At 55.2% G+C, this 22,912-nt stretch carries 24 protein-coding genes; 18 read left to right on the top strand and 6 right to left on the bottom strand.

All coding sequences use genetic code 11. From position 1 onward, the window contains the following. Window positions 1-85 precede the first annotated feature (85 nt). From hfq to AC6I8E_RS16195, 10 genes are all read left to right on the top strand, one after another. Window positions 86-397, top strand: coding sequence for an RNA chaperone Hfq (gene hfq, locus AC6I8E_RS16240; RefSeq protein ID WP_009087468.1), 312 nt, complete (start codon window positions 86-88; stop codon window positions 395-397). 72 nt (window positions 398-469) lie between these two features. Continuing rightward, window positions 470-1,750, top strand: coding sequence for a ribosome rescue GTPase HflX (gene hflX / locus AC6I8E_RS16235; protein WP_013359181.1), 1,281 nt, complete (start codon window positions 470-472; stop codon window positions 1,748-1,750). A gap of 227 nt (window positions 1,751-1,977) precedes the next feature. After that, window positions 1,978-3,216 (top strand): FtsH protease activity modulator HflK, encoded by a 1,239-nt coding sequence (hflK, locus tag AC6I8E_RS16230; protein ID WP_013359180.1) that lies wholly within the window; start codon window positions 1,978-1,980, stop codon window positions 3,214-3,216. Window positions 3,217-3,219: 3 nt separating this feature from the next. After that, window positions 3,220-4,224, top strand: a complete 1,005-nt coding sequence (hflC, locus tag AC6I8E_RS16225; RefSeq protein WP_013359179.1) for a protease modulator HflC — start codon at window positions 3,220-3,222, stop codon at window positions 4,222-4,224. A 56-nt stretch (window positions 4,225-4,280) separates the two neighbouring features. Further along, on the top strand, window positions 4,281-4,481 hold the full coding sequence (locus AC6I8E_RS16220; protein ID WP_010256126.1) for a DUF2065 domain-containing protein: 201 nt from the start codon (window positions 4,281-4,283) through the stop codon (window positions 4,479-4,481). Between the two features lie 166 nt (window positions 4,482-4,647). Next, window positions 4,648-5,946 (top strand): adenylosuccinate synthase, encoded by a 1,299-nt coding sequence (locus AC6I8E_RS16215; RefSeq protein WP_013359178.1) that lies wholly within the window; start codon window positions 4,648-4,650, stop codon window positions 5,944-5,946. 218 nt (window positions 5,947-6,164) lie between these two features. Then, entirely contained in the window at window positions 6,165-6,608 is a 444-nt protein-coding gene (gene nsrR, locus AC6I8E_RS16210) for a nitric oxide-sensing transcriptional repressor NsrR (RefSeq protein ID WP_013359177.1), read from the top strand. Window positions 6,609-6,624: 16 nt separating this feature from the next. Then, complete coding sequence (rnr, locus tag AC6I8E_RS16205; RefSeq protein ID WP_033734046.1) at window positions 6,625-9,120, top strand: ribonuclease R; 2,496 nt, start codon at window positions 6,625-6,627, stop codon at window positions 9,118-9,120. A gap of 81 nt (window positions 9,121-9,201) precedes the next feature. Then, a complete protein-coding gene (gene rlmB, locus AC6I8E_RS16200; protein WP_033734044.1) occupies window positions 9,202-9,936 on the top strand; it encodes a 23S rRNA (guanosine(2251)-2'-O)-methyltransferase RlmB in 735 nt (244 codons plus the stop codon). Between the two features lie 220 nt (window positions 9,937-10,156). Beyond that, on the top strand, window positions 10,157-11,785 hold the full coding sequence (locus AC6I8E_RS16195; RefSeq protein ID WP_095706615.1) for an isovaleryl-CoA dehydrogenase: 1,629 nt from the start codon (window positions 10,157-10,159) through the stop codon (window positions 11,783-11,785). On the opposite strand, the gene bsmA is transcribed toward AC6I8E_RS16195, so the two are convergent. Further along, window positions 11,759-12,085 carry a biofilm peroxide resistance protein BsmA gene (gene bsmA, locus AC6I8E_RS16190; RefSeq protein WP_013359173.1) on the bottom strand — a complete coding sequence of 109 codons (327 nt, stop codon included), beginning with the start codon at window positions 12,083-12,085 and terminating at the stop codon, window positions 11,759-11,761. The genes AC6I8E_RS16195 and bsmA overlap by 27 nt on opposite strands. Window positions 12,086-12,141: 56 nt before the next feature. Then, window positions 12,142-14,073, bottom strand: coding sequence for a methyl-accepting chemotaxis protein (locus AC6I8E_RS16185; RefSeq protein ID WP_497824226.1), 1,932 nt, complete (start codon window positions 14,071-14,073; stop codon window positions 12,142-12,144). 159 nt (window positions 14,074-14,232) lie between these two features. Here AC6I8E_RS16185 and yjfP point away from each other — a divergent pair, with 159 nt between their 5' ends. After that, window positions 14,233-14,982: an esterase gene (gene yjfP / locus AC6I8E_RS16180; protein WP_201252447.1), complete on the top strand. Its 750-nt coding sequence runs from the start codon at window positions 14,233-14,235 to the stop codon at window positions 14,980-14,982. Between the two features lie 49 nt (window positions 14,983-15,031). Here the strand turns inward: yjfP and AC6I8E_RS16175 are convergent, their stop codons facing one another. Continuing rightward, window positions 15,032-15,238, bottom strand: a complete 207-nt coding sequence (locus AC6I8E_RS16175; RefSeq protein WP_013359170.1) for a hypothetical protein — start codon at window positions 15,236-15,238, stop codon at window positions 15,032-15,034. 404 nt (window positions 15,239-15,642) lie between these two features. On the opposite strand from AC6I8E_RS16175, the gene rpsF reads away from it, so the two are divergent. The 4 genes from rpsF to rplI are packed head-to-tail and all read left to right on the top strand — an operon-like array spanning window position 15,643 to window position 17,083. Further along, complete coding sequence (rpsF, locus tag AC6I8E_RS16170; protein ID WP_003855334.1) at window positions 15,643-16,038, top strand: 30S ribosomal protein S6; 396 nt, start codon at window positions 15,643-15,645, stop codon at window positions 16,036-16,038. Window positions 16,039-16,044: 6 nt separating this feature from the next. Beyond that, window positions 16,045-16,362, top strand: a complete 318-nt coding sequence (priB, locus tag AC6I8E_RS16165) for a primosomal replication protein N (RefSeq protein WP_013359169.1) — start codon at window positions 16,045-16,047, stop codon at window positions 16,360-16,362. Window positions 16,363-16,366: 4 nt separating this feature from the next. Continuing rightward, complete coding sequence (gene rpsR, locus AC6I8E_RS16160; RefSeq protein ID WP_002210155.1) at window positions 16,367-16,594, top strand: 30S ribosomal protein S18; 228 nt, start codon at window positions 16,367-16,369, stop codon at window positions 16,592-16,594. Window positions 16,595-16,633: 39 nt separating this feature from the next. Then, entirely contained in the window at window positions 16,634-17,083 is a 450-nt protein-coding gene (gene rplI / locus AC6I8E_RS16155; protein ID WP_003855506.1) for a 50S ribosomal protein L9, read from the top strand. Window positions 17,084-17,165: 82 nt separating this feature from the next. On the opposite strand, the gene AC6I8E_RS16150 is transcribed toward rplI, so the two are convergent. Further along, window positions 17,166-17,843, bottom strand: a complete 678-nt coding sequence (locus AC6I8E_RS16150; protein ID WP_156105718.1) for a LysM-like peptidoglycan-binding domain-containing protein — start codon at window positions 17,841-17,843, stop codon at window positions 17,166-17,168. A 220-nt stretch (window positions 17,844-18,063) separates the two neighbouring features. Here AC6I8E_RS16150 and bamJ point away from each other — a divergent pair, with 220 nt between their 5' ends. After that, complete coding sequence (gene bamJ / locus AC6I8E_RS16145) at window positions 18,064-18,684, top strand: BamJ family beta-barrel-assembly machinery protein (protein ID WP_010256433.1); 621 nt, start codon at window positions 18,064-18,066, stop codon at window positions 18,682-18,684. 45 nt (window positions 18,685-18,729) lie between these two features. Here the strand turns inward: bamJ and AC6I8E_RS16140 are convergent, their stop codons facing one another. After that, complete coding sequence (locus AC6I8E_RS16140) at window positions 18,730-20,673, bottom strand: bifunctional 2',3'-cyclic-nucleotide 2'-phosphodiesterase/3'-nucleotidase (RefSeq protein WP_497824225.1); 1,944 nt, start codon at window positions 20,671-20,673, stop codon at window positions 18,730-18,732. A 293-nt stretch (window positions 20,674-20,966) separates the two neighbouring features. On the opposite strand from AC6I8E_RS16140, the gene cysQ reads away from it, so the two are divergent. Then, entirely contained in the window at window positions 20,967-21,710 is a 744-nt protein-coding gene (gene cysQ / locus AC6I8E_RS16135) for a 3'(2'),5'-bisphosphate nucleotidase CysQ (protein WP_033734032.1), read from the top strand. Window positions 21,711-21,776: 66 nt separating this feature from the next. Here the strand turns inward: cysQ and AC6I8E_RS16130 are convergent, their stop codons facing one another. After that, a complete protein-coding gene (locus tag AC6I8E_RS16130; protein WP_095706619.1) occupies window positions 21,777-22,334 on the bottom strand; it encodes a YtfJ family protein in 558 nt (185 codons plus the stop codon). A 315-nt stretch (window positions 22,335-22,649) separates the two neighbouring features. Between AC6I8E_RS16130 and AC6I8E_RS16125 the strand changes: the two genes are divergently transcribed. Then, window positions 22,650-22,856: a DUF1107 domain-containing protein gene (locus AC6I8E_RS16125; RefSeq protein WP_003855513.1), complete on the top strand. Its 207-nt coding sequence runs from the start codon at window positions 22,650-22,652 to the stop codon at window positions 22,854-22,856. The last annotated feature ends 56 nt before the right edge of the window (window positions 22,857-22,912 follow it).

Here is a 22,912-nt window from a genome sequence, read left to right as displayed (position 1 = left end):
TATCGTGCGCAAATTTTTACGCAGTTTTTTTCAGAACCATAGGTTCTACTAGCAACAAACAACAAGCATATAAGGAAAAGATAGAATGGCTAAGGGGCAATCATTACAAGACCCGTTTTTGAACGCATTGCGTCGTGAACGTGTTCCGGTTTCGATTTATCTGGTTAACGGTATTAAGCTGCAGGGTCAGATTGAGTCATTTGATCAGTTCGTCATTTTGTTGAAAAACACGGTAAGCCAGATGGTTTATAAGCACGCCATTTCTACCGTTGTTCCTTCGCGCCCGGTTTCTCACCATAGCAATAATACCGGTGGCGGCAGCAACAATTACCATCATGGTGGCAGCAACACATCTGCGCAGCCACAGCCACAACAAGACGGTGATAACGCAGAATAACGCGTCGCCGTACAGCCAGGAACGGAGAACAGAGGTTTTCCGTCCTGGTCTTTTATTTAGCGAGGTTATAGCTTGTTTGACCGTTATGATGCCGGTGAGCAGGCCGTACTGGTACACATCTGGTTCTCCCAAGACAAAGAAGTAGAAGATTTACAGGAGTTTGAAACCCTGGTCTCTTCTGCTGGCGTTGAGGCGCTGCAAGTGGTTACTGGCAGCCGTAAAGCGCCACACCCCAAGTATTTTGTCGGTGAAGGAAAAGCCGTTGAAATTGCCGATGCGGTAAAAACAACTGGAGCATCGGTCGTATTATTCGATCATGCCCTTACGCCCGCTCAGGAAAGAAACCTCGAGCGCCTGTGCGAATGCCGTGTCATTGATCGCACTGGTCTTATTCTGGATATTTTTGCCCAACGCGCGCGTACCCACGAAGGTAAATTGCAGGTTGAGCTGGCGCAGCTACGTCACCTTGCGACACGTCTGGTACGTGGCTGGACGCACCTTGAACGTCAGAAAGGCGGGATCGGCTTGCGTGGCCCGGGTGAAACACAGTTAGAAACCGACCGCCGTCTTCTGCGCGGACGTATCAGTCAGATCCTGTCTCGTCTTGAGCGGGTTGAAAAACAGCGTGAGCAGGGACGACAGTCTCGTGCTAAAGCGGATGTGCCAACTGTTTCGCTGGTGGGTTACACCAACGCCGGCAAGTCGACCCTCTTTAACGCTATGACCTCTGCCAACGTCTTTGCCGCAGATCAGCTGTTTGCGACACTTGACCCCACACTGCGTCGTCTGAATGTTGCCGATGTCGGAGACGTGGTTCTGGCGGACACGGTCGGCTTTATTCGCCATCTTCCTCACGATCTGGTTGCCGCATTTAAAGCCACGCTGCAGGAGACACGTCAGGCGACGCTGTTACTGCACGTGATTGATGGTGCCGATCTTCGCGTTACGGAAAATATCGCCGCCGTTGATGCCGTACTGGAAGAGATTGAAGCGGACGAAATTCCGACCTTACTGGTCATGAATAAAATCGATATGCTCGACGGATTCGAACCGCGTATCGATCGCAACGAAGAGAACCTGCCCATCCGCGTCTGGCTTTCCGCCCAGACCGGTGCAGGCATTCCGTTGCTGTGGCAGGCTTTGTCCGAGCGCCTGTCAGGGGAAATTGCCCAGCACGCGTTACGTCTGCCACCGGAGGCGGGGCGACTTCGCAGCCGTTTCTATCAGTTGCAGGCGATTGAGAAAGAGTGGAATGAAGAGGACGGCAGTGTAGGATTGCAGATACGTATGCCCATCATTGAGTGGATGCGTTTATGTAAACAGGAACCGTCGCTGACCAGTTACATTGTTTGATATTGCCCAAACGCATTTACCTTAAAAATTGAAGATTGTCGCACTTTCGTTGCAGGCCTGAATACGCAGGATTTACCCGGGTATTTCGGATTTCAGCAAGGCGGCAACTGAGTGAATCCCCGGGCGCTTACGCAGGTAAGTGAATGGGATGAGCGAAGGCAGCCAGTACCGCTGCAATCCGAAAGATGAAGGGTAAAAACCGTAATTACAATAAATGGAGTAGAGACATGGCGTGGAATCAGCCCGGAAATAACGGACAGGACCGCGACCCGTGGGGAAGCAGCAATAATCAAGGCGGCAACTCTGGGGGAAATAAGGGAGGACGGGAATCCGGGCCTCCTGATCTGGATGATATCTTCCGTAAGCTGAGCAAGAAGCTTGGTGGACTGGGCGGTGGCAAACAGAGCGACAACGGTCAGCGCGGCTCCGGCAGCGGTGGCAAAATCGTTGGCATCGTGGCTGTTGCTGCTGTAGTCATCTGGGCTGCAAGCGGTTTCTACACCATCAAAGAAGCGGAACGTGGCGTGGTAACGCGCTTCGGTAAGTTCAGTCACCTGGTTGAGCCCGGTCTGAACTGGAAACCGACATTTGTTGATCAGGTACGCGCGGTTAACGTTGAAGCAGTGCGTGAACTGGCGGCTTCTGGCGTGATGCTGACCTCAGATGAAAACGTCGTGCGCGTGGAAATGAACGTGCAGTATCGCGTGACCGATCCGGAACGTTATCTTTATGCCGTGACCAGCGCGGATGACAGCCTGCGCCAGGCCACTGACAGTGCGCTGCGCGGCGTGATTGGTCGTTCTACCATGGACCGCATTCTGACCGAAGGCCGTACCGTGGTGCGTAGCGACACCCAGCGTGAAATCGATGAAACAATTCGCCCTTACAACATGGGGATCGCGGTGCTGGACGTCAACTTCCAGGCTGCCCGTCCGCCGGAAGAGGTGAAGTCTGCGTTTGATGATGCGATTGCCGCACGTGAAAACCGCGAACAGTATGTTCGTGAAGCAGAAGCTTACGCCAACGAAGTTCAGCCTCGTGCTAATGGCCAGGCGCAACGTATTCTGGAAGAAGCGCGCGCTTACAAAGAGCGTACCGTTCTGGAAGCACAGGGTGAAGTGGCGCGTTTCGCCAAGATTCTGCCGGAGTATAAAGCCGCGCCTGAAATCACCAAAGAGCGTCTCTATATCGAGACCATGGAACGTGTGCTGAGCCATACCCGCAAAGTACTGGTTAACGATCGGGGTAACAACCTGATGATGCTGCCGCTGGATCAGCTGATGCGTGGCGGTCAGGCGACATCGGGTCAGAATGGTCAGAAAGGCGGTAACAGTTCTTCACTGCCAGCCACCTCCGATCGCAACGCCAGCCGCAATGACACGTCGTCATACAGTCCGGACAATATTATGGATCAGCGTCGGGCGAATGCTCAGCGCAGCGACAGCCAGCGCGAAGGGAGAGAGTAATCGATGCGTAAGCCAATAGTATTTTTAATCATTGTCGTGCTGGTGGCGCTCTATGCGTCGCTGTTTGTGGTGCAGGAAGGGCAGCGGGGCATTGTTCTGCGCTTCGGTAAAGTCCTGCGCGACGGCGAAAATAAACCCCAGGTGTTTGAGCCGGGTCTGCATTTTAAGATCCCTTTCCTGGAAACGGTTAAAACGCTGGATGCACGCATTCAGACTATGGATAACCAGGCCGATCGCTTCGTCACCAAAGAGAAGAAAGATCTGATCGTGGATTCCTACATCAAATGGCGTATCAGCGATTTCAGTCGCTACTACCTGGCAACCGGTGGCGGTGATGTTTCTCAGGCGGAAGTGCTGCTGAAACGTAAGTTCAGTGACCGTTTGCGTTCTGAAATGGGTCGTCTGGATGTGAAGGATATCGTCACAGATTCCCGTGGTCGCCTGACCACCGATGTGCGTGACGCGCTGAATACCGGTTCTGCGGGCAGCGATGATGAAATCGCCACGCCTGCGGCTGATGATGCGATTGCCAGCGCAGCAGCCCGTGTAGAGCGTGAAACCAACAGCAGTGAGCCAGCGCCGAATCCGAACAGCATGGCAGCACTGGGTATTCAGGTTGTGGATGTGCGCATCAAGCAGATCAACCTGCCGACCGAAGTGTCCGATGCAATCTTCAACCGTATGCGTGCTGAGCGTGAAGCCGTAGCGCGTAGTCAGCGTTCACAGGGTCAGGAAGAGGCAGAAAAACTGCGTGCTCAGGCCGATTATCAGGTGACGCGTACGCTGGCTGAAGCCCAGCGTGAAGCCCTGATCACTCGCGGTGACGGTGATGCAGAAACGGCGCGGTTGTTTGCGGATTCGTTCAGCAAAGATCCTGACTTCTACGCCTTTATTCGTAGCCTGCGTGCCTACGAAAACAGCTTTAATGAAAATCAGGATGTGATGGTGTTAAGCCCGGATAGCGACTTCTTCCGATATATGAAGGCGCCCTCTAACGCGACACGTTAAGAACTGATATAACCTGTGGGCCGACAATGTTGTCGGCCTTTTTTTTGGGTAGCAAGATGAAAACAAGCATCTGGATGGCACTGGCGCTGGTATTAGTGCTGGAAGGGTTGGGACCGATGTTTATGCCACGCGCCTGGCGACGCATGATCCTGACGATGACCCGCTTACCCGACCGTCTGCTGCATCGCTTTGGCGGCGGACTGGTGGTCGCGGGCATGGTGATTTACTGCATGCTCAGCCTGCATGGCAACCTCTGATACCAGGGTTAAGACCGGCTAAATTGTGCCTCTTCGCGCCATTATCCCCAACATGTTGTAGTGATCAAAACTCAGGCAAAAAAGCGCGCAATCGTATGCTAAAAGTGCTGAAAACCATGGGATCAGATGGTAGAATCCTTTTTTAAGCAATCGGTGATTTTGAGAAATGGGTAAGAACGTCGTCGTACTGGGCACCCAATGGGGTGACGAAGGTAAAGGTAAGATTGTAGACCTTCTGACTGAGCGCGCGAATTACGTTGTGCGTTATCAAGGCGGCCACAATGCGGGCCACACGCTTGTCATCAACGGTGAAAAAACCGTCCTCCACCTGATCCCCTCTGGCATTCTGCGCGATAACGTCACCAGCATTATCGGTAACGGCGTAGTGCTTTCTCCTGAAGCCTTAATGAAAGAGATGAAAGGCCTGGAAGCGCGCGGGATCCCGGTACGTGAACGTCTGCTGATTTCTGAAGCCTGTCCGCTGATTCTGCAATATCACGTTGCGATGGATATGGCGCGTGAACGTGCCCGTGGTGCCAAAGCGATTGGTACTACCGGTCGTGGCATCGGTCCTGCTTATGAAGACAAAGTCGCCCGTCGTGCACTGCGCGTCAGCGACCTGTTCAACAAAGAAACCTTTGCTGCCAAGCTGAAAGAAGTGGTCGATTTCTACAACTTCCAGCTGGTTGAGTACTACAAAGAGCCGGCAGTGGACTTCGACAAAGTGCTGAGCGATGTGATGGAAGTCGCTGACATCCTCACTGGCATGGTGGTTGACGTTTCAGAACTGCTGGACAGCGCGCGTAAGCGTGGCGATCTGATTATGTTTGAAGGCGCGCAGGGTACGCTGCTGGATATCGATCACGGAACTTATCCGTACGTGACGTCGTCCAACACGACCGCAGGTGGCGTGGCAACCGGCTCAGGCATTGGTCCGCGCTATGTCGACTACGTGCTGGGTATTGTGAAAGCGTACTCAACCCGCGTGGGCGCAGGTCCATTCCCGACTGAGCTGTTCGATGAAACCGGCGAATTCCTCTGTGCGCAGGGCAATGAGTTTGGTGCGACCACCGGACGTCGTCGTCGTACCGGCTGGCTGGATGCGGTCGCGGTTCGCCGCGCGGTTCAGATCAACTCCCTGTCAGGTTTCTGCATGACCAAACTGGACGTGCTGGATGGCCTGAAAGAGGTGAAAATCTGTGTTGCTTACCGTATGCCTGATGGCCGTGAAGTGACTACTACGCCACTGGCGGCAGAGAACTGGGAAGGCATTGAGCCGATCTACGAAACCCTGCCAGGCTGGAGCGAGACTACATTTGGCGTGAAGACGCTGGAAGGTTTGCCTCAGGCTGCACGCGACTACATTAAGCGTGTAGAAGAGGTAACGGGTGTGCCGATTGATATTATCTCAACCGGTCCAGACCGCAGTGAAACGATGATTCTGCGCGATCCATTCGACGCATAATCATTCAGGCCGGACGCTGTCCGGCCCTTGTTTTTCCACTCTTTGATGCCACTTTACCTCCCTTCGCTTGTCAAACCTTGTGCTGGCTTAAAAAAACGCACGGCAAATCAGACTCTGGTTTATCATCGTAGCTAATCGAATGACGATCCGATTTAATTCTGACATCAATCACAGGGCGAATAATGCAATGCCACGCCTGAAGGTTCACTGAGGTTACTGTGCAGCTCACGAGTTTTACTGATTATGGCTTACGGGCGCTGATTTATCTGGCAGCGTTGCCTGAAGGTCAGCAGACTAATATTACGGAAGTGACAAATACCTATGGTTTGTCCCGTAATCATATGGTCAAAATCATCAATCAGCTGAGCCGTGCGGGCTACGTTGCCGCAACACGTGGAAAAAATGGGGGCATTCGCCTGGGTATGCCGCCTCGTCAGATTGTTATTGGCGACGTGGTACGCAAGATGGAACCGCTACAATTAGTGGATTGCGCCTCCTGTTCCATCACACCAGCCTGCCGTCTGAAGCAGGCACTGCACGATGCAGTGCAGCGCTTTTTGCAGGAGCTGGATAGCTATACGCTGGCAGATTTGGTCGAAGGAAATACACCACTTTATGAAATCATCCTTTCCAAATCGCCGGCGGAAATAAATATTAAATGACATCGGAGGAACCGCTATGTCAAAAGATCCTTTTCAGGATAGAGAAGCTGAAAAATACGAAAACCCTATTCCAAGCCGTGAATTTATTCTGGCGCTGTTAGAAAAACGTGAAAAACCAGCCAGCCGTGAAGAGCTGGCTGAAGAGATGAACCTGCACGAAGAAGAGCACCTTGAGGCGCTGCGTCGCCGCCTTCGCGCCATGGAGCGTGATGGTCAGCTGGTGTTCACCCGCCGTCAATGCTATGCGCTGCCAGAACGTCTTGATCTCCTGCGCGGTAAAGTCATTGGCCACCGTGATGGCTACGGCTTCCTGCGGGCAGAAGGTCAGAAAGATGACCTTTACCTCTCCGCAGAGCAGATGAAATTCTGTATGCATGGTGACGTAATCCTGGCGCAGCCGCTGGGTGCCGATCGCAAAGGCCGCCGCGAAGCGCGCGTGGTCCGCGTGCAGGAACCACGTAACAATCAGATCGTTGGCCGCTACTTTACCGATGCCGGTGCCGGCTTCGTGGTACCGGACGACAGTCGCCTGAGTTTTGATATCCTCATCCCGCCTGAAGAGACGATGAATGCCCGCATGGGTTCCGTGGTGGTGGTTGAGCTGGTCCAGCGTCCGAACCGCCGCACCAAAGCGATCGGTAAAGTGGCTGAGATTCTGGGTGATGATATGGGCACCAGCCTGGCCGTTGATATGGCGCTGCGTACCCATGAAATTCCGCACACCTGGCCGCCAGAAGTGGAAGCTCAGGTCAGCAAGCTGAAAGAAGAAGTTCCGGAAGAGGCCAAAAAAGGCCGCGTCGATCTGCGCAAACTGCCGCTGGTCACCATTGATGGTGAAGATGCCCGTGACTTTGATGATGCGGTCTACTGCGAGAAAAAACGCGGTGGCGGATGGCGTCTGTGGGTCGCTATCGCCGATGTGAGCTATTACGTCCGTCCGGGCACGCCACTGGATGACGAAGCGCATCAGCGCGGCACCTCAGTCTACTTCCCGTCGCAGGTTGTGCCGATGCTGCCGGAAGTGCTGTCGAATGGCTTATGCTCGCTTAACCCGCAGGTCGATCGACTCTGTATGGTGTGCGAGATGACCATTTCGACCAAAGGTAAGCTCACCGGCTTTAAGCATTACGAAGCGGTGATGAACTCCCATGCGCGTCTGACCTACAACAAAGTCTGGAACATCCTGCAGGGCGACAAAGAGCTGCGTCAGCAGTATGCACCGCTGGTCAAAGATCTTGAAGAGCTGCACAACCTCTACCAGGTACTGGACGCTGCACGTGAAGAGCGCGGCGGTATCTCGTTTGAAACGGAAGAGGCGAAGTTCATCTTCAATGCCGAGCGCCGTATTGAACGGGTTGAGCGCGCGTCACGTAATGACGCCCACAAGCTGATCGAAGAGTGCATGATCCTGGCGAACATCGCCTCAGCACGCTTCGTTGAGAAAAATCAGGAACCGGCACTGTTCCGCGATCACGATCGCCCGACCGATGAGAGCATCAAGAGCTTCCGTACCGTGCTCAACGAACTGGGATTGACTCTGCCAGGCGGCAACAAACCACAGCCTGTGGATTATGCGGCGCTGCTGAAGCAGGTTGCCGATCGTCCTGATGCAGAAATGCTGCAAACCATGCTGCTGCGTTCGATGAAGCAGGCGGTATACGATCCGGAAAACCGCGGTCACTTTGGTCTGGCACTCTCATCGTATGCGCACTTTACTTCGCCAATTCGCCGCTACCCGGATCTGACGCTGCACCGCGCCATTAAATATCTGCTGGCAAAAGAGCAGGATGAAGGTAAAGGTCTGGTACAACGCGCCATCAAATATCTGATGCCGAAGGAGCGCAATGTCGCCAAAGATATGACGACAGCAACCGGCGGCTATCACTACGAGATGCCGGAGATGCTGCAGTTGGGTCTGCACTGTTCCCTGACCGAGCGTCGCGCCGATGAAGCAACCCGCGACGTCGCGGACTGGCTCAAGTGTGACTTCATGCAGGATCAGGTCGGCAATGTCTTCAACGGCGTCATCTCCAGCGTGACCGGATTTGGCTTCTTTGTCCGCCTGAGCGATCTGTTCATCGATGGTCTGGTGCACGTTTCAACCCTCGACAACGATTACTACCGTTTTGACCCGGTAGGTCAGCGTCTGATCGGTGAATCGGGCGGCCGCACCTATCGTCTGGGTGACACCGTTGAAGTGCGTGTCGAGGCGGTCCATATGGACGAGCGTAAAATCGACTTTGCTCTTATCTCCAGCCAGCGTCAGGTGCGTGGTGAAGGTAAAACTGCGCGTGATCGGGCGAAGCGTGAAGACAACGCGCCAGCTAAGCGTCGTCGTAACGTGAACAAAAAGTCCAACTTCGAGCCGGATGCTGCATTCCGGGGTGACAAGGGCAAACCTGCCGCCGCCAATACCGAGAAAAAAAGTAAAAACGTCTCGGAAAAAACCCGTAAAATCGCCGCCGCCACCCGGGCGAAGCGCGCCAGAAAAAAAGCTGAGCCTGAAGGCTGAGCGTAACAGGATGCGCGTACCCGCCCTTTCTCTCCGCAGAAAGGGCGGTCATTTATTCATTTCCAACCACTGAGCAGATCGATGAGCGAAATTATTTTTGGTATCCATGCCGTGCAGGCGCTGCTGGAACGTGATCCACAACGTTTCCAGGAAGTCTTTATCCTCAAAGGCCGCGACGATCGTCGCCTGCAACCCGTGGTCGCCGCGCTGGAAGCTCAGGGGATCGTGATTCAGCTGGCCGAGCGTAAGTGGCTCGACAGCCAGGTTGAAGGCGGTGTGCATCAGGGCATCGTGGCGCGGGTAAAACCGGGTCGTCAGTATCAGGAAGGCGACCTGCCGGATCTGCTGCAGAGCCTGGAGAAGCCTTTCCTGCTGGTGCTGGATGGGGTTACCGATCCGCACAACCTGGGTGCCTGCCTGCGCAGCGCCGATGCGGCGGGTGTTCATGCGATTATTGTGCCGAAAGATCGCTCTGCTCCCCTGAATGCCACGGCCAAAAAAGTGGCCAGCGGTGCGGCAGAGAATGTGCCGCTGATTCGCGTTACTAACCTTGCGCGTACACTTCGCCTGCTGCAGGAGTACAACATCTGGGTGGTCGGCACCGCAGGGGAAGCGGATCATACCGTCTTCCAGAGCAAAATGACCGGTCCGATGGCACTGGTGATGGGTGCGGAAGGCGAAGGCATGCGTCGTCTGACCCGCGAGCATTGTGATGAGCTGATCAGCATTCCGATGGCGGGCAGTGTTTCTTCACTCAACGTCTCGGTCGCAACCGGTGTCTGCCTGTTTGAAGCGGTGCGTCAGCGCAACGCCTGATCCCCGATGTGATCCTCGCCACAAATTAGTTTCTGTACCAGGCATAACTGCGCTTCATTCGTATATACCCAAAGGATTTCGGGTTGCATTGAGGCGGCAAGAGAACGAATCCCGATGAGCTTACATGAGTAAGTGATTCGGGTGAGTGAACGCAGCCAACAAAAATGCAGCTTGAAAGACGACGGGTATACTTAGTGAGTGACATCCGCGAGGAGTGGTTATGACCTGGACAACACACACCGTTTTTAATCAGCCCCATCCTCTGAGCAACAGTAACCTGTTCCTGTCCGACACGCCGCTTGGCGAGGCACTGTCACGCGAAGGCGCCGGATGGGATGGGGAATGGCTGGCGTCAGTCGGCCGCCAGCTGGGCAGCGCCGAGTCGCTGGAGCTGGGGCGGCTCGCCAACGCTGAACCGCCTGAACTGCTGCGCTACGATGCCCGTGGCGTGCGCCTGGATGAGGTTCGCTTTCATCCTGCCTGGCACTTGCTGATGCAGGGCGTCTGCGCCAGTCGTCTGCACAATCTCAGCTGGCAACCGACGGTGCGTGAACAGGCCAGTGTAGCGCGCGCTGCACGCTTTATTCTGCACGCACAGGTAGATGCGGGTACGCTCTGCCCGGTGACCATGACGCACGCCGCCATTCCGCTGCTGCAGGCTTATCTGCCCGCCGCGTTTGAAAGCTGGCTCGATCCGCTGCTCAGCGATCGCTACGACACGCACGCACAACCCGGCGACCAGAAACGCGGATTGCTGATCGGGATGGGCATGACAGAAAAGCAGGGCGGCAGCGATCTGCTTACCAGCACCACCCGTGCCGAGCCGCTGGGCGCACGAGGCCCGGGTGAAGCCTGGCGGCTGACCGGCCACAAGTGGTTTTTCTCAGCGCCGCAGAGTGATGCGCATCTGGTCCTGGCCCAGACGCCCGAGGGACTAAGCTGCTTTTTCCTGCCGCGCCTGTTGCCCGACGGGTCACGTAACGCCATCCAGCTTGAGCAGCTCAAAGATAAGCTGGGCAATCGCTCAAATGCCAGTTGCGAAGTGGAGTTTCGCGACGCGACCGGCTGGCTGCTGGGGGAGGAGGGCGAAGGCGTACGGCTGATCCTGAAAATGGCCGGTATGACGCGCTTTGACTGCGCGCTCGGCAGTCATGGTCAGATGCGGCGCGCCTTCTCGGTGGCGCTCTGGCATGCTCATCAGCGTCAGGTCATGGGGAAAAATCTGGTGGATCAGCCGCTAATGCGGCAGGTTCTGGCACAGCAGGCGCTGCAGCTTGAGGGGCAAACTGCCCTGCTGATGCGTCTGGCTCGTGCCTGGTCACAACCGGCCAAACCGCATGAGGTCGCCTTTGCCCGCTTATTCACGCCAGCGGCAAAATATGTGATTTGCAAAGCGGGTGCGCCGTTTGTGGCGGAATCGATGGAAGTGCTGGGGGGCATCGGCTACTGCGAAGCGAGTGAGCTGCCGCGCCTCTATCGTGACATGCCGGTCAACAGCATCTGGGAAGGATCGGGCAATGTAATGTGTCTTGACGTGCTGCGCGTACTCAGCCGCCATGCAGAGGTGACCGAGATGCTGAGTCAGGAGTTTGAGGCGGTAAAAGGGAGTAATCGGCATTTCGATACGCGCTGGCGTCAGCTGCGATTGAGGCTCAAGAACGTTCCCGAAGAGCAGGCGCGCGACGTCACCCACACGCTGCTGCAGCTGGCGACAGGCGCTCAGCTACTGAAATACAGTGAGCCACCCCTGGCTGATGCGTGGTGCCAGCAGTGGCTCGACCAGCGCGGTTCGCACCCGTCTGAGGCTGCAGTGACTGACCGGTTACTGGCCCGTGCCTGTGGCCGGTGAGGCACCGTACAGAATCGCGCTGGCGTACCATAAACCGGGCATCACCGTTTCGCTCAGCATCACAATTTGATAGTAAGCCGCGCCAGCCTGATTAGCCTGAGCGGCGATGGCCCGCTGGGCATCATCCGGTGAGCCATGCACGTTAACGGTAATGTTACCCAGCTTCGGCAAACCGCCACTCTGTGCCCGTGAAATCTCCTGCGCCTGTTGGGTTGGCGCAGGCGGGGCTTTGGGCGTGGTTTCAAGCGCAGAACAGCCTGCCAGCAACAGACTTATTATCAGTAAGTAAGCGGAACGCATAGCAAAACCCCTGTTCAGGACGAAACAGTAAGTGTATGTCATCGTCCTGAATGACGTCAGGATTTAAGGCTGAAAACGCTGACCAGTTGGGTCAGGTGATGCCCTTTATCACTCAGGTTCTGTGCGCTGTTTTCTGCCTGTGCCACCAGTTCGCTGTTCTGATGGGTCGCCTGGCTGATCTGGTTCATCGCCAGATTCACCTGGCCGATACCCGCCGCCTGCTCCTGTGCTGCCACGTTGATCTCGCCCATCAGCGCCTGCACCTGTTCGATGTGGGTCACAATGTCGGTCATCGCATCGCGCGTCTGCTCAGAGAGCTGGTGGCCCTCCGCCACGTTGGTGATGGAGGTGGCAATCAGTCCATCTATCTCCTTGGCGGCCTGCGCGGAACGCTGTGCCAGCGCACGCACTTCTGCGGCCACCACGGCAAAGCCACGGCCCTGATCACCGGCTCGGGCCGCTTCAACGGCCGCATTCAGTGCCAGAATATTGGTCTGGAAGGCGATCGACTCAATCACATGGGTGATATCCGCAATGCTTTGCGATGACACCTTAATGGCTGACATGGTGTTGACCGAGCGCACCACCGTCTGGCTGCCATGACTGACGATATCGCTGGCTTCGGCCACCAGTGACATCGCCTGACGCAGGCTGTCAGCAGTGTGTTCGACCGTGGCACCAAACTGCTCCATGCTGGCTGAGGTCTGCTCCACGCTGCTGGCCTGACGCCCGATCTGCTCGCTGATGTTATGGCTGCTGGCCGCGATGGTGTCCGTGCCGTCGCTGATCTCCTGCGCTGCGCCACGCACCTGGCCAACGATTTTTTCCAGCCCATCGCCAATGCCGTTAATCGCAATAATCAACTGACCGACTTCATCACGACGGCGGGTATCCATATGGACCTGCAGATTTCCGGCGGCATACTGCTCCGCCAGATGGATCACCTGCTGCAGCGGACGGGTAATCGCCCGACGGCTGTACCAGACAAAGCCCAGCGCGAAGATCACCACCAGAATCAGTCCGGTAATCAGGAACAGGTTACGGCTGTGGGTAATCGGGGCGAGCAGGCTGGCACGGTTAACTTCACCGGTAATCACCCAGTTCCAGCCCGGCAACTGCTGCCATGCCAGCATCTGCTGCTCACCGTTGATCTCCACCTGCTGCATGCCCTGCGGCTGCGTCAGCAGCGGCTGCAGTGTCGCATCATCCCAGTCTGGCCGTTTCCCTTCGTTGTGCTGATCGAACAGATACTCGCCCTGATTCTTGCCGGGCGTGCCGTTGAGCACATAGAAATGGCCGCTGTCGCCCAGCCGGCGTGCCAGAATCTTCTCGCGCATCAGGGCATACTGCTTATCAATGCCTACGCCGACAAACAGGATGGCGACGACCTTGCCACTCTCATCTTTTACTGGCTGATACTGGGTGATGTAGCGGTGGCCGAACAGCGTGGCCAGCCCCTGATACACCTCGCCCTGATGAACGCTTTTCCAGGCGGCACCTGTGCGGTCAAGCTGCGTACCAATCGCGCGGCTGCCATCCTGCTTTTTCAGGGAGGTGGAAATACGGATAAAATCGTCGCCGTCGCGCACAAAAATGGTCGCCACGGCGGCGGTGCGGTCGGTGAAATCGTCAACCGCGGTCTGATCGAGGTTCAGCGTTTTTAACCCGGCGCGCAGCACGGGCGTTGAAAAGGCACCGACCTGCACCCGCGAGCTTTCATCCAGGCTAAAGCGCTTAGGCAGAAAGCTGGTAAAGAGGCTGGTGTAATGAGACACCTCTTCGGTGAGGGTGGCATTGAACATCGTGGTCATTTCACTGATGCCCTGCACCTGATTGTGCATGTCATCAATGGCGAGATTTTCCAGCTGGCGCGAGGCGTTGTGGCTTTGAGTCAGTGTCAGTACCAGCAACAGCAGCGTTACGCTGAGAGACGTCAGTACAGACAGCTTAACTCCGAGACTCAGTCCGCTGAGAGATAGACGCTTCATAAATTACCTTTGATCAAGTTAGGGGAATACACGATCAACGGCACGCTGCGGAAAAAGTTTAGCGTGGAAAAGCATAACTAAGCGCAGCGGGGAATTTCGCAAATTAACCCGCAGTACGTACACTTGAACGGCACGCCTTACCCCTGCTCAGGAGAGACCATGATTGAACTCACCACAGAAACGCTGGCCGGTATCGAATGCCTGCACGCTACGCCTGCCGGACAGCGGCATCAGCCACTGCCGACCGTACTGTTTTATCACGGCTTCACCTCATCAAAAGAGGTCTACGCCTACTTCGCCGTTGCGCTGGCGCAGGCGGGATTTCGGGCAGTTATGCCGGATGCCGAACTGCACGGCGCGCGTTATCACGGTGACGCCGAAGCACGGCTGGGCCGCTTCTGGGAGATTCTGAAACAGAACATTGATGAACTGCCGCTGCTGGAGACTGCGCTGCGTAATAAGAATCTGATCGCTGACGGGCATTTCGCTGTGGCAGGCGCGTCGATGGGCGGGATGACGGCGCTGGGTGCGATGGCGCGTTATCCGCAGATTCAGAGCGTCGCCTGCATGATGGGATCGGGCTATTTTATGCAGCTCAGCGAGTCGCTGTTTCCGCCGCTGGTGGCTGACACGCCGGAGCAGAAGGCGCAGTTTGCGGCCCGCATGGCCCCGCTGGCGGACTATGATCCCTGCAACCATCTGGAGGCACTGGCAAACCGTCCGTTGCTGTTGTGGCATGGCGAGGCGGATGAGGTGGTGCCCTGGGCGGAGAGCGTACGACTGGAGCGCGCACTGCGTGAAAACGGGCTGGCCCAGCATCTGACCTCACTGTCAGAAAAGCAGATTGGTCACAAGATCACCCCATCCGCTTTAACGGCGCTGGTCAGTTTTTTTAAAAATCAGCTTTAAACGATGAACGGGCGGAGAAGGACTCTACCGCCCGTAAACTTACCGGCCCTTACCAGTGTGCAGACGATTTTTCTGCTGTTCTGGCAGGCGCATTAACCGGGTTTCTTTCCGGCGTATCCAGCCGGTTAACGTAGACATAACCCGATGCCGCTTCGCTGCTGTGACTTCTCATCTGCTGCGCACAGTCAGCATAGCTGGCAAGAGCGGGTGGAGACAGGAAGAGACCCAGTAAAGTGGCGATGACGAACGTTTTCATGCCCGACTCCTCACTTCAGGGAACACACTCTGAATGACGCCACTAAGCGAACCGTCGCGTCTTTATTCAGTTTAGCGACTGAGCATATTATCGCCAGATCGTTCCTCTGAACCTCTCTGTCAGCGTTTTTGAACAAAGCGGTATTAACCCGCTGTATTCACATCATTAGCACAAAAAGCCACGGTATCTGGCACGCTGCCGGCAATTTGTTTAAATGTGCGCTTGAGTTCAGGGGCCGTCGCCAGTATGATTACGCGTCAATTTTTCAGCCGCATTCTCAGGCTGTGTCCCACAAGCGCTCGTCACAGCGAACCTTTGTGGGACACAGCCTATAACGTTCCTTGCTTCCATGGGCCGCGGTTGACCCCGACAGGAGGCTGAATAATCCGTAAGGAGCAATTTCGATGCGTCATTACGAAATCGTATTTATGGTTCATCCTGACCAGAGCGAACAGGTTCCTGGCATGATCGAGCGTTACACTGGTGCTATCACTGGTGCAGAAGGCACGATTCACCGTCTGGAAGACTGGGGCCGCCGTCAGCTGGCTTACCCGATCAACAAACTGCACAAAGCGCATTACGTTCTGATGAACGTTGAAGCGCCGCAGGAAGCGATCGATGAGCTGGAAACGAACTTCCGCTTCAACGACGCCGTTATCCGTAGCATGGTTATGCGCGTTAAAAACGCGGTAACTGAAGCATCGCCGATGGTTAAAGCGAAAGATGAGCGTCGTGATCGTCGCGAAGATTTTGCTAACGAATCCGCTGATGAGTCAGATGCTGGGGATTCTGAAGAGTAATCCATCGTGACGGTCAATCGGCTTCGCCTGTCTGGCACTGTGTGCAGGACACCGGTTCGAAGAGTTAGCCCGTCAGGAATTCCTCACTGTCAGTTCGTGCTTGAGCACCGCTCAGTGCAGGAGGAGGCCGGGTTTCACCGGCAAGCCTGGTGTCGTATGCCTGTTATTATTAGCGGCAGCGCCCATCAGGTGATTACTCAACATATAACGGTCGGCACGCAACTCACACTCGACGGTTTCATTAGTTGCCATCAGGCACGAAATGGCCAGAGCAAAGTGGTGTTCCATGCCGAGCAGATTGAATTGATAGATTCTGGAGACTAGCCTAATGGCACGTTATTTCCGTCGTCGCAAGTTCTGCCGTTTCACCGCGGAAGGCGTTGTTGAGATCGATTACAAAGACATCGCAACGTTGAAAAACTACATTACCGAAAGCGGTAAAATTGTCCCGAGCCGTATCACCGGTACTCGTGCAAAATACCAGCGTCAGTTGGCTCGCTGCATCAAGCGCGCGCGTTACCTGTCTCTGCTGCCGTACACTGATCGTCATCAGTAATCGGCAACTGTCCATTAACGACTTTAAGAGGATAAGGTAATGCAAGTTATTCTGCTTGATAAAGTAGCAAACCTTGGCACCCTGGGTGATCAGGTTAACGTTAAAGCGGGCTACGCTCGTAACTTCTTAGTACCACAGGGCAAAGCTGTTCCTGCTACTAAGAAAAACGTTGAGTTCTTCGAAGCACGCCGTGCTGAACTGGAAGCCAAACTGGCTGACGTTCAGTCTGCAGCAACTGCTCGCGCTGAGAAAATCAATGCACTGGGCACGGTAACCATCACGTCTAAAGCAGGCGATGAAGGTAAACTGTTCGGTTCAATCGGTACCCGCGACATCGCTGATGCAGTGACTGCAGCAGGGGTTGAAGTGGCTAAGAGCGAAGTTCGTCTGCCAAACGGCGTTCTGCGCACTACCGGTGAGCATGAAGTAAGCTTCCAGGTTCACAGCGAAGTCTTCGCTAAACTGAACGTGAAAGTTGTTGCTGGTTAATCCTGATTAACTGAGCACGACATTAACGCCGGCCCTGTGCCGGCGTTTTTGTTTTTATGCCTTTCTCCAGGCACTGTTCGCGTTACTGCGCGCGAATAAAGCTGCCATCGGGCTGACGGGTAAACAGCACCGGGCCGTTAGCGCCATCCACGGTCAGTCCTGTTACCACGCCCTGCGCATCCTGACGGATTTTAACCTGCTGGCCACTTTTCAGTGTGCTGAGCGGCTGATCGCTGCCTTCCACCCGCGCCATCGCAAACACATCATTGACCGGCAGACTATTGTCACGAAACAGCTGCGCCAGCGTCTGACCGGATGCAATGGTCAGGTTACGCCATTCCCCCTGAGAATCGGCTTTTGGCGTCTGCTGAGATTGCGAGGATGAAGGCTGACGGGTACCGTTGTTTTCATAAATATCCGCCTGCATCGGCACCTCTTTCTCAGCCTGCGGTGCGACAGGCTGCTCAACCGGATAGCGCAATGTACTGGCGGGCCAGAGAAACGCCACCAGCATCACCAGCAGAGCGGCAACGATGCCCCGACGGTGCGGCGCAGGCAGCGGGTCCATCCAGCGAATGTGGTCGGTAAAATGCCAGATACGCTGAAGCCATGTCGGCAGGCGGGATGACGCGTCTGAAGCCATTCGGGGTTTCTCCTCTCCGGCAGGCTGCTGTGGCCTGCGTGCGGCCAGCCAGCTCTGCAGCCGGGATACAATATGTTGTGCACGCATCCTGCGGCGTCGTGGGGCAATCTGGCCCATGTTTGCTCTCTTATTCAGGTGCTACAGACGGGATGATCCCCATCGATAGTTATAGTATGGGCAATACCGGCGCGAAGTGCCTGCCAGCATTGATAAATTTGACGGCTCTATTGTTTCTCTTTCCCCCGCAAAAGTCATCTGCGACGCAGGGCATTTTACGCCAGCGGCCTGCGCTGCTATGCTGCCGGTTCGAATTTATCCGAGAGTGAAAGGAACGAAGATGACTACCCCTTCTTTCGACAGCGTCGAAGCACAAGCAAGTTACGGTATTGGTTTACAGGTTGGCCAGCAGTTGCTGGAATCTGGTCTGCAGGGTCTGCAACCAGAAGCACTGCTCGCGGGTCTGCGCGACGCGCTGGAAGGGAACTCACCGGCCGTACCGGTTGACGTGGTTCATCGCGCACTGCGTGAAGTACACGAACGTGCGGAAGGCGTACGTCGTGAGCGTACCGAAGCCATGGCAGCAGAAGGTCAGGCGTTCCTGCAGGAACATGCGCAGCGTGAAGGCGTGAGCAGCACCGAATCAGGCCTGCAGTTCAGCGTGATTACTCAGGGCGAAGGTCCAATCCCATCACGTCAGGACCGCGTACGCGTTCACTACACCGGCAAACTGATAGACGGCAGCGTATTCGACAGCTCGGTTGCCCGTGGCGAACCGGCAGAATTCCCGGTCAGCGGTGTTATCCCTGGCTGGATCGAAGCACTGACCCTGATGCCGGTTGGCTCAAAATGGGAACTGGTGATCCCACAGAACCTCGCGTATGGCGAGCGCGGTGCGGGTGCCTCTATCCCGCCATTCAGCACCCTGATCTTCGAAGTTGAGCTGCTGGAAATTCTGTAATACCCGGACGCTGCAACCAACCCGGTTGCAGCGTCTTCTCCCGCCTTATTTCTGCTGTAAATTCACCTGCCACAGCGCAAAGCCAATCGCATCTGTCCCTTTGGGCTGAAGCGGATATTGTGCATGCTGCTGAATAAAGCCGGTCGCCTTATCACCCGGTGCCGTTTCAAACTGAATATCGAGTGGGGTGGATGAGGTAATCGGTGCCAGACGCCAGTTATTGTCCGCCTTCGGCTGCACTTCACCGTGTGCTTTGGTTTCCGCGCTGATATAAGCCGCAACCACTGCCCGGTTCTCGTCCGGCGAAGCAAAGGCAATGTATTTATCCCCGGTGCCGGCAAACTTGCCGCCGTAAGCGCGATAGTTATTGGTCGCGACCAGGAAAGTGGCCTGCGGATCGACGGGCTTACCCTGCCAGGTGAGCTGACGGATACGTGAAGCATCCGGGTGGATCAGTTTACACTCCGCGTCGTAGCGCGCGGGCTGTGTCACATCGATCTGGTAATTCACCCCGTCAATCACATCGAAGTTATAGGTGCGGAAATCCCAGTTGATCAGCGACTGCGTTTTGCTGCTGTGTGGATCGATCTGGTTAAACTGGCCCGTAGAACACTCCAGCCACTCTTTGACCTGTGCGCCCGTGACTTTCATCACTACCAGCGTATTGGGATAAAGATAAAGGTCGGCGGCGTTACGGAAGGTCAGCGCGCCTTTCTCTACTTCGGTGTAGCTCGATGGGTCGTTTTTACGTCCGCCCGCTTTAAACGGCGCAGCAGCAGAGAGCACCGGCAGTCGGCCCAGATCCGGATCGCCCTGAATAAAGTGCTCTACGTAGGCGCGCTGCGCATTATTGACGATCTGCACTGTCGGGTCGTCCTGCACCAGCGACAGATAGCTGTACATCACATCGGCGGATTTGCCGATAGGCTTCGCCACAAACCCCCGCGTCGCGCGGTGATCGTCAGCGAGCACTTTCACCAGCGCCGGATCTTCAGCCGCCAGCGATTTCTTCGCGGCGATATCATAAATCGGCCGTGCCTGCGCTTTGCCGCTGCTTACCTGCCAGTGTCCATCTTGATTGCTCAGCACCAGATCGACCACGCCCAGGTGATCGCCCCACATGCCTGGCATCACCGCCGGAATGCCGTTCAGCGTGCCGTTAGCAATGTCCGCACCCTTAATGGCTGCGAACTCCTCACTGGGGAAGACCGCATGTGCATGACCAAACAGGATGGCGTTGATGCCTTCCACCTGGCTGAGATAGTAAACCGAGTTCTCCGCCATCGTGTGATACGGCTCGCTGCTCAGGCCGGAGTGGGGGATAGCGATAATCAGATCGGCACCCTGTGCGCGCATCTCAGGCACATAACGGCGTGCCGTTTCGGTGATGTCGTCGACCCGCACCTTGCCCTGCAGGTTGGCTTTGTCCCACACCATAATCTGCGGCGGCACAAAGCCGATATAGCCAATCTTCAGGGTCTGTGTTTTGCCGTCGCGATCAACCACCGTGGTGGATTTGATGATGTATGGGGTAAACAGCGGTTTGCCGCTCTTCACGTCAATCACGTTGGCATTTACATAAGGAAAGCGGGCGCCTGCCAGCGCTTTTTTCAGGTAGGGCAGGCCATAATTGAATTCATGATTACCGAGGTTGCCGACGCTGTAATCCAGCGTATTGAGCGCCTTATAGACCGGATGGATCTCGCCCTCACGTATTCCTTTGGCCGCCATATAGTCACCCAGCGGGCTGCCCTGGATGATGTCACCGTTATCGACCAGCAGACTGTTCTTCACCTCCTGGCGCGCGGCGTGAATCAGCGTGGCGGTTCGCACCAGGCCAAACTTCGCGGTTGGGGTGTCTTTGTAATAGTCGAAATCCATCATATTGCTATGCAGATCGGTGGTTTCCAGTATCCGCAAATCTACCGTTGCGGCCTGGGTTGCGACGGAAACGCTCAGGGCCAGTAACATCATTCCGGGCTTAAACATGCTTGCTCCTGCTGCAAATTAAATTAAGGCTCTCAAAATAATGTAAAAGCATGACAGATAGTCATTTTAAATCGTGATGGATATAACGTTTTGACGCATCAGCCAGCGGCGGATTCTTATACGACGAAGGCGCAGCAGCGCAGGCGTGGCGATTGTCGGATAACTATGATATTGATATATCTATGAATTGATGGGTCAGCCTGCCTGCACATGAGCACTGCAGGCTGAACTGCTAAAATGTCACTAGCTGGGGTGAACCTATCCCGCAGCAGACAGACACAACGAGGTGAAAAATGTTAGAGCAAATCTGCCAACTGGCACGCGAAGCGGGCGACGCGATTATGCAGGTCTATAACGGTGCCGCGCCGCTTGACGTTTCTCACAAATCGGACGATTCACCGGTGACCGCTGCGGATATTGCGGCGCACAACGTTATCATGAAGGGCCTGAAGCAGTTATCGCCAGAGATCCCGGTGCTGTCAGAAGAAGATCCCCCAGCCTGGGAGGTGCGTCAGCACTGGCAGCGTTACTGGCTGGTCGATCCGCTGGATGGCACCAAAGAGTTCATCAAACGCAACGGCGAATTTACCGTCAATATTGCGCTAATCGAAGCGGGCAAGCCGGTTATGGGCGTGGTTTATGCACCGGTGCTGGGCGTCATGTACGCCGCTGCAGACGGTAAAGCGTGGAAAGAAGAGGGCGGTCAGCGTGAACAGATTCATGCCCGTGACGCGCGTCCTCCGCTGGTCGTGGTGAGCCGCTCACATGGCGATGACGCCGAGATGAAAGAGTACCTGAAACAGCTGGGTGAACATCAGACCGTCGCCACCGGCTCTTCTCTGAAATTCTGCCTGGTGGCGGAAGGGAAAGCTCAGCTCTATCCCCGTTTCGGGCCCACCAACATCTGGGATACCGGCGCGGGTCATGCCGTGGCGATGGCCGCTGGCGCCCATGTGCATGACTGGCAGGGTAAAACCCTGGACTACGCGCCGCGCGAATCCTTCCTTAATCCTGGCTTCCGCGTCTCCCTGTTTTAATGCTGTCTGAATTTGCAGGCTGATGAAATCCCGGCGGTTGCGCTGTGACCGCCGGGATTTCAGCGATTACTCTTTCAGCAGTGAGGCCAGCAGCGCCATCACCTTTGTCACTTCATCCTGCGTCAGCGATCCATCCTTCACAAATCTCACCTTGCCCTGTTTATCCAGTACCACAATGGCGGAACCGCCCGACTGTAACTGCCAGGCGTGCTGGACATTGCCCTTGCTGTCGATGACAAACTGCGACCACGGATATTGCTGCTTGTTGGTCTCGACGCTGCTGCGAACAAACATGCCGGTGCCGGGAATGGCGTCATCGGTATTCACGATAGTGGTGGTCTGATAGCGATCGTGTGGCAGCTTCGCCGCTTTGATCGCCTCTATCAGTGCCGCATTCATCTCTTTAGCGGAGGAGCGACCAGCAATATGCTGGACCACACGAACTTTTCCACTGAGTTGCGCGCTATTCCAGTTTTTGTAGCTAAACTTCTCCTGCTGTAATAACAATTCGCCCTTATCGTTGACGCCAGTGGCGGGGACTCGTGATCCCAGCCTGAGGTCATGGGCCATCACGCTTGCTGGTATCAGCAAAGACAACGCCACAGCGGTCAGAATGTTTCGCATTGCTATTTCCTTAAGTGATCGGACCAGTCAGTCATTTTACTGCAATAGTAAGCAGGGATGATGCGCCTGTCATGGAAAGGTGTCAGGTTTGTTATGGACACCACAATTCCTTAACCAATGAAGGTTTATACTGTCTTGTATGACCCTGATAACAGAGTGTTCTGTAATGATGTGTCAATTCAGTAAAAAAATTCACTTTTCGGAACACCAGACGATTTTAGTGTTCTATAGTTATCGCGAATTCGCGCTTCATGGGCTGGAACCAAATTTGGAAACGGCGAAGCGTGCTTTAAAAATGTACAGGAGTTAGTCAGTATGAAGATCTTCCAGCGCTATAATCCGCTACAAATAGCGAAATATGTAAAAACGCTGTTCAAAGGAAGGTTGTATATCAAGGACGTTGGCGCGTTCGAGTTCGATAAAGGGAAAGTCTTAATCCCGCGCGTCAAAGACAAACAGCATCTGAGCGTGATGTCAGAAATTAACCGCCAGGTCGTTCGTCTCAAGCTTGAGTTCAACTAATATCAAGGGCGCCGATGGCGCCCTTAGTGTCTGGCCCGTCAGACTATTTATTTCAC

It is taken from the genome of Pantoea sp. X-Soil-YNGN-785 (assembly GCF_059730585.1).
The sequence above is the reverse complement of the archived record's forward strand: the minus strand, read 5'-3'. Positions and strand labels throughout refer to the sequence as shown.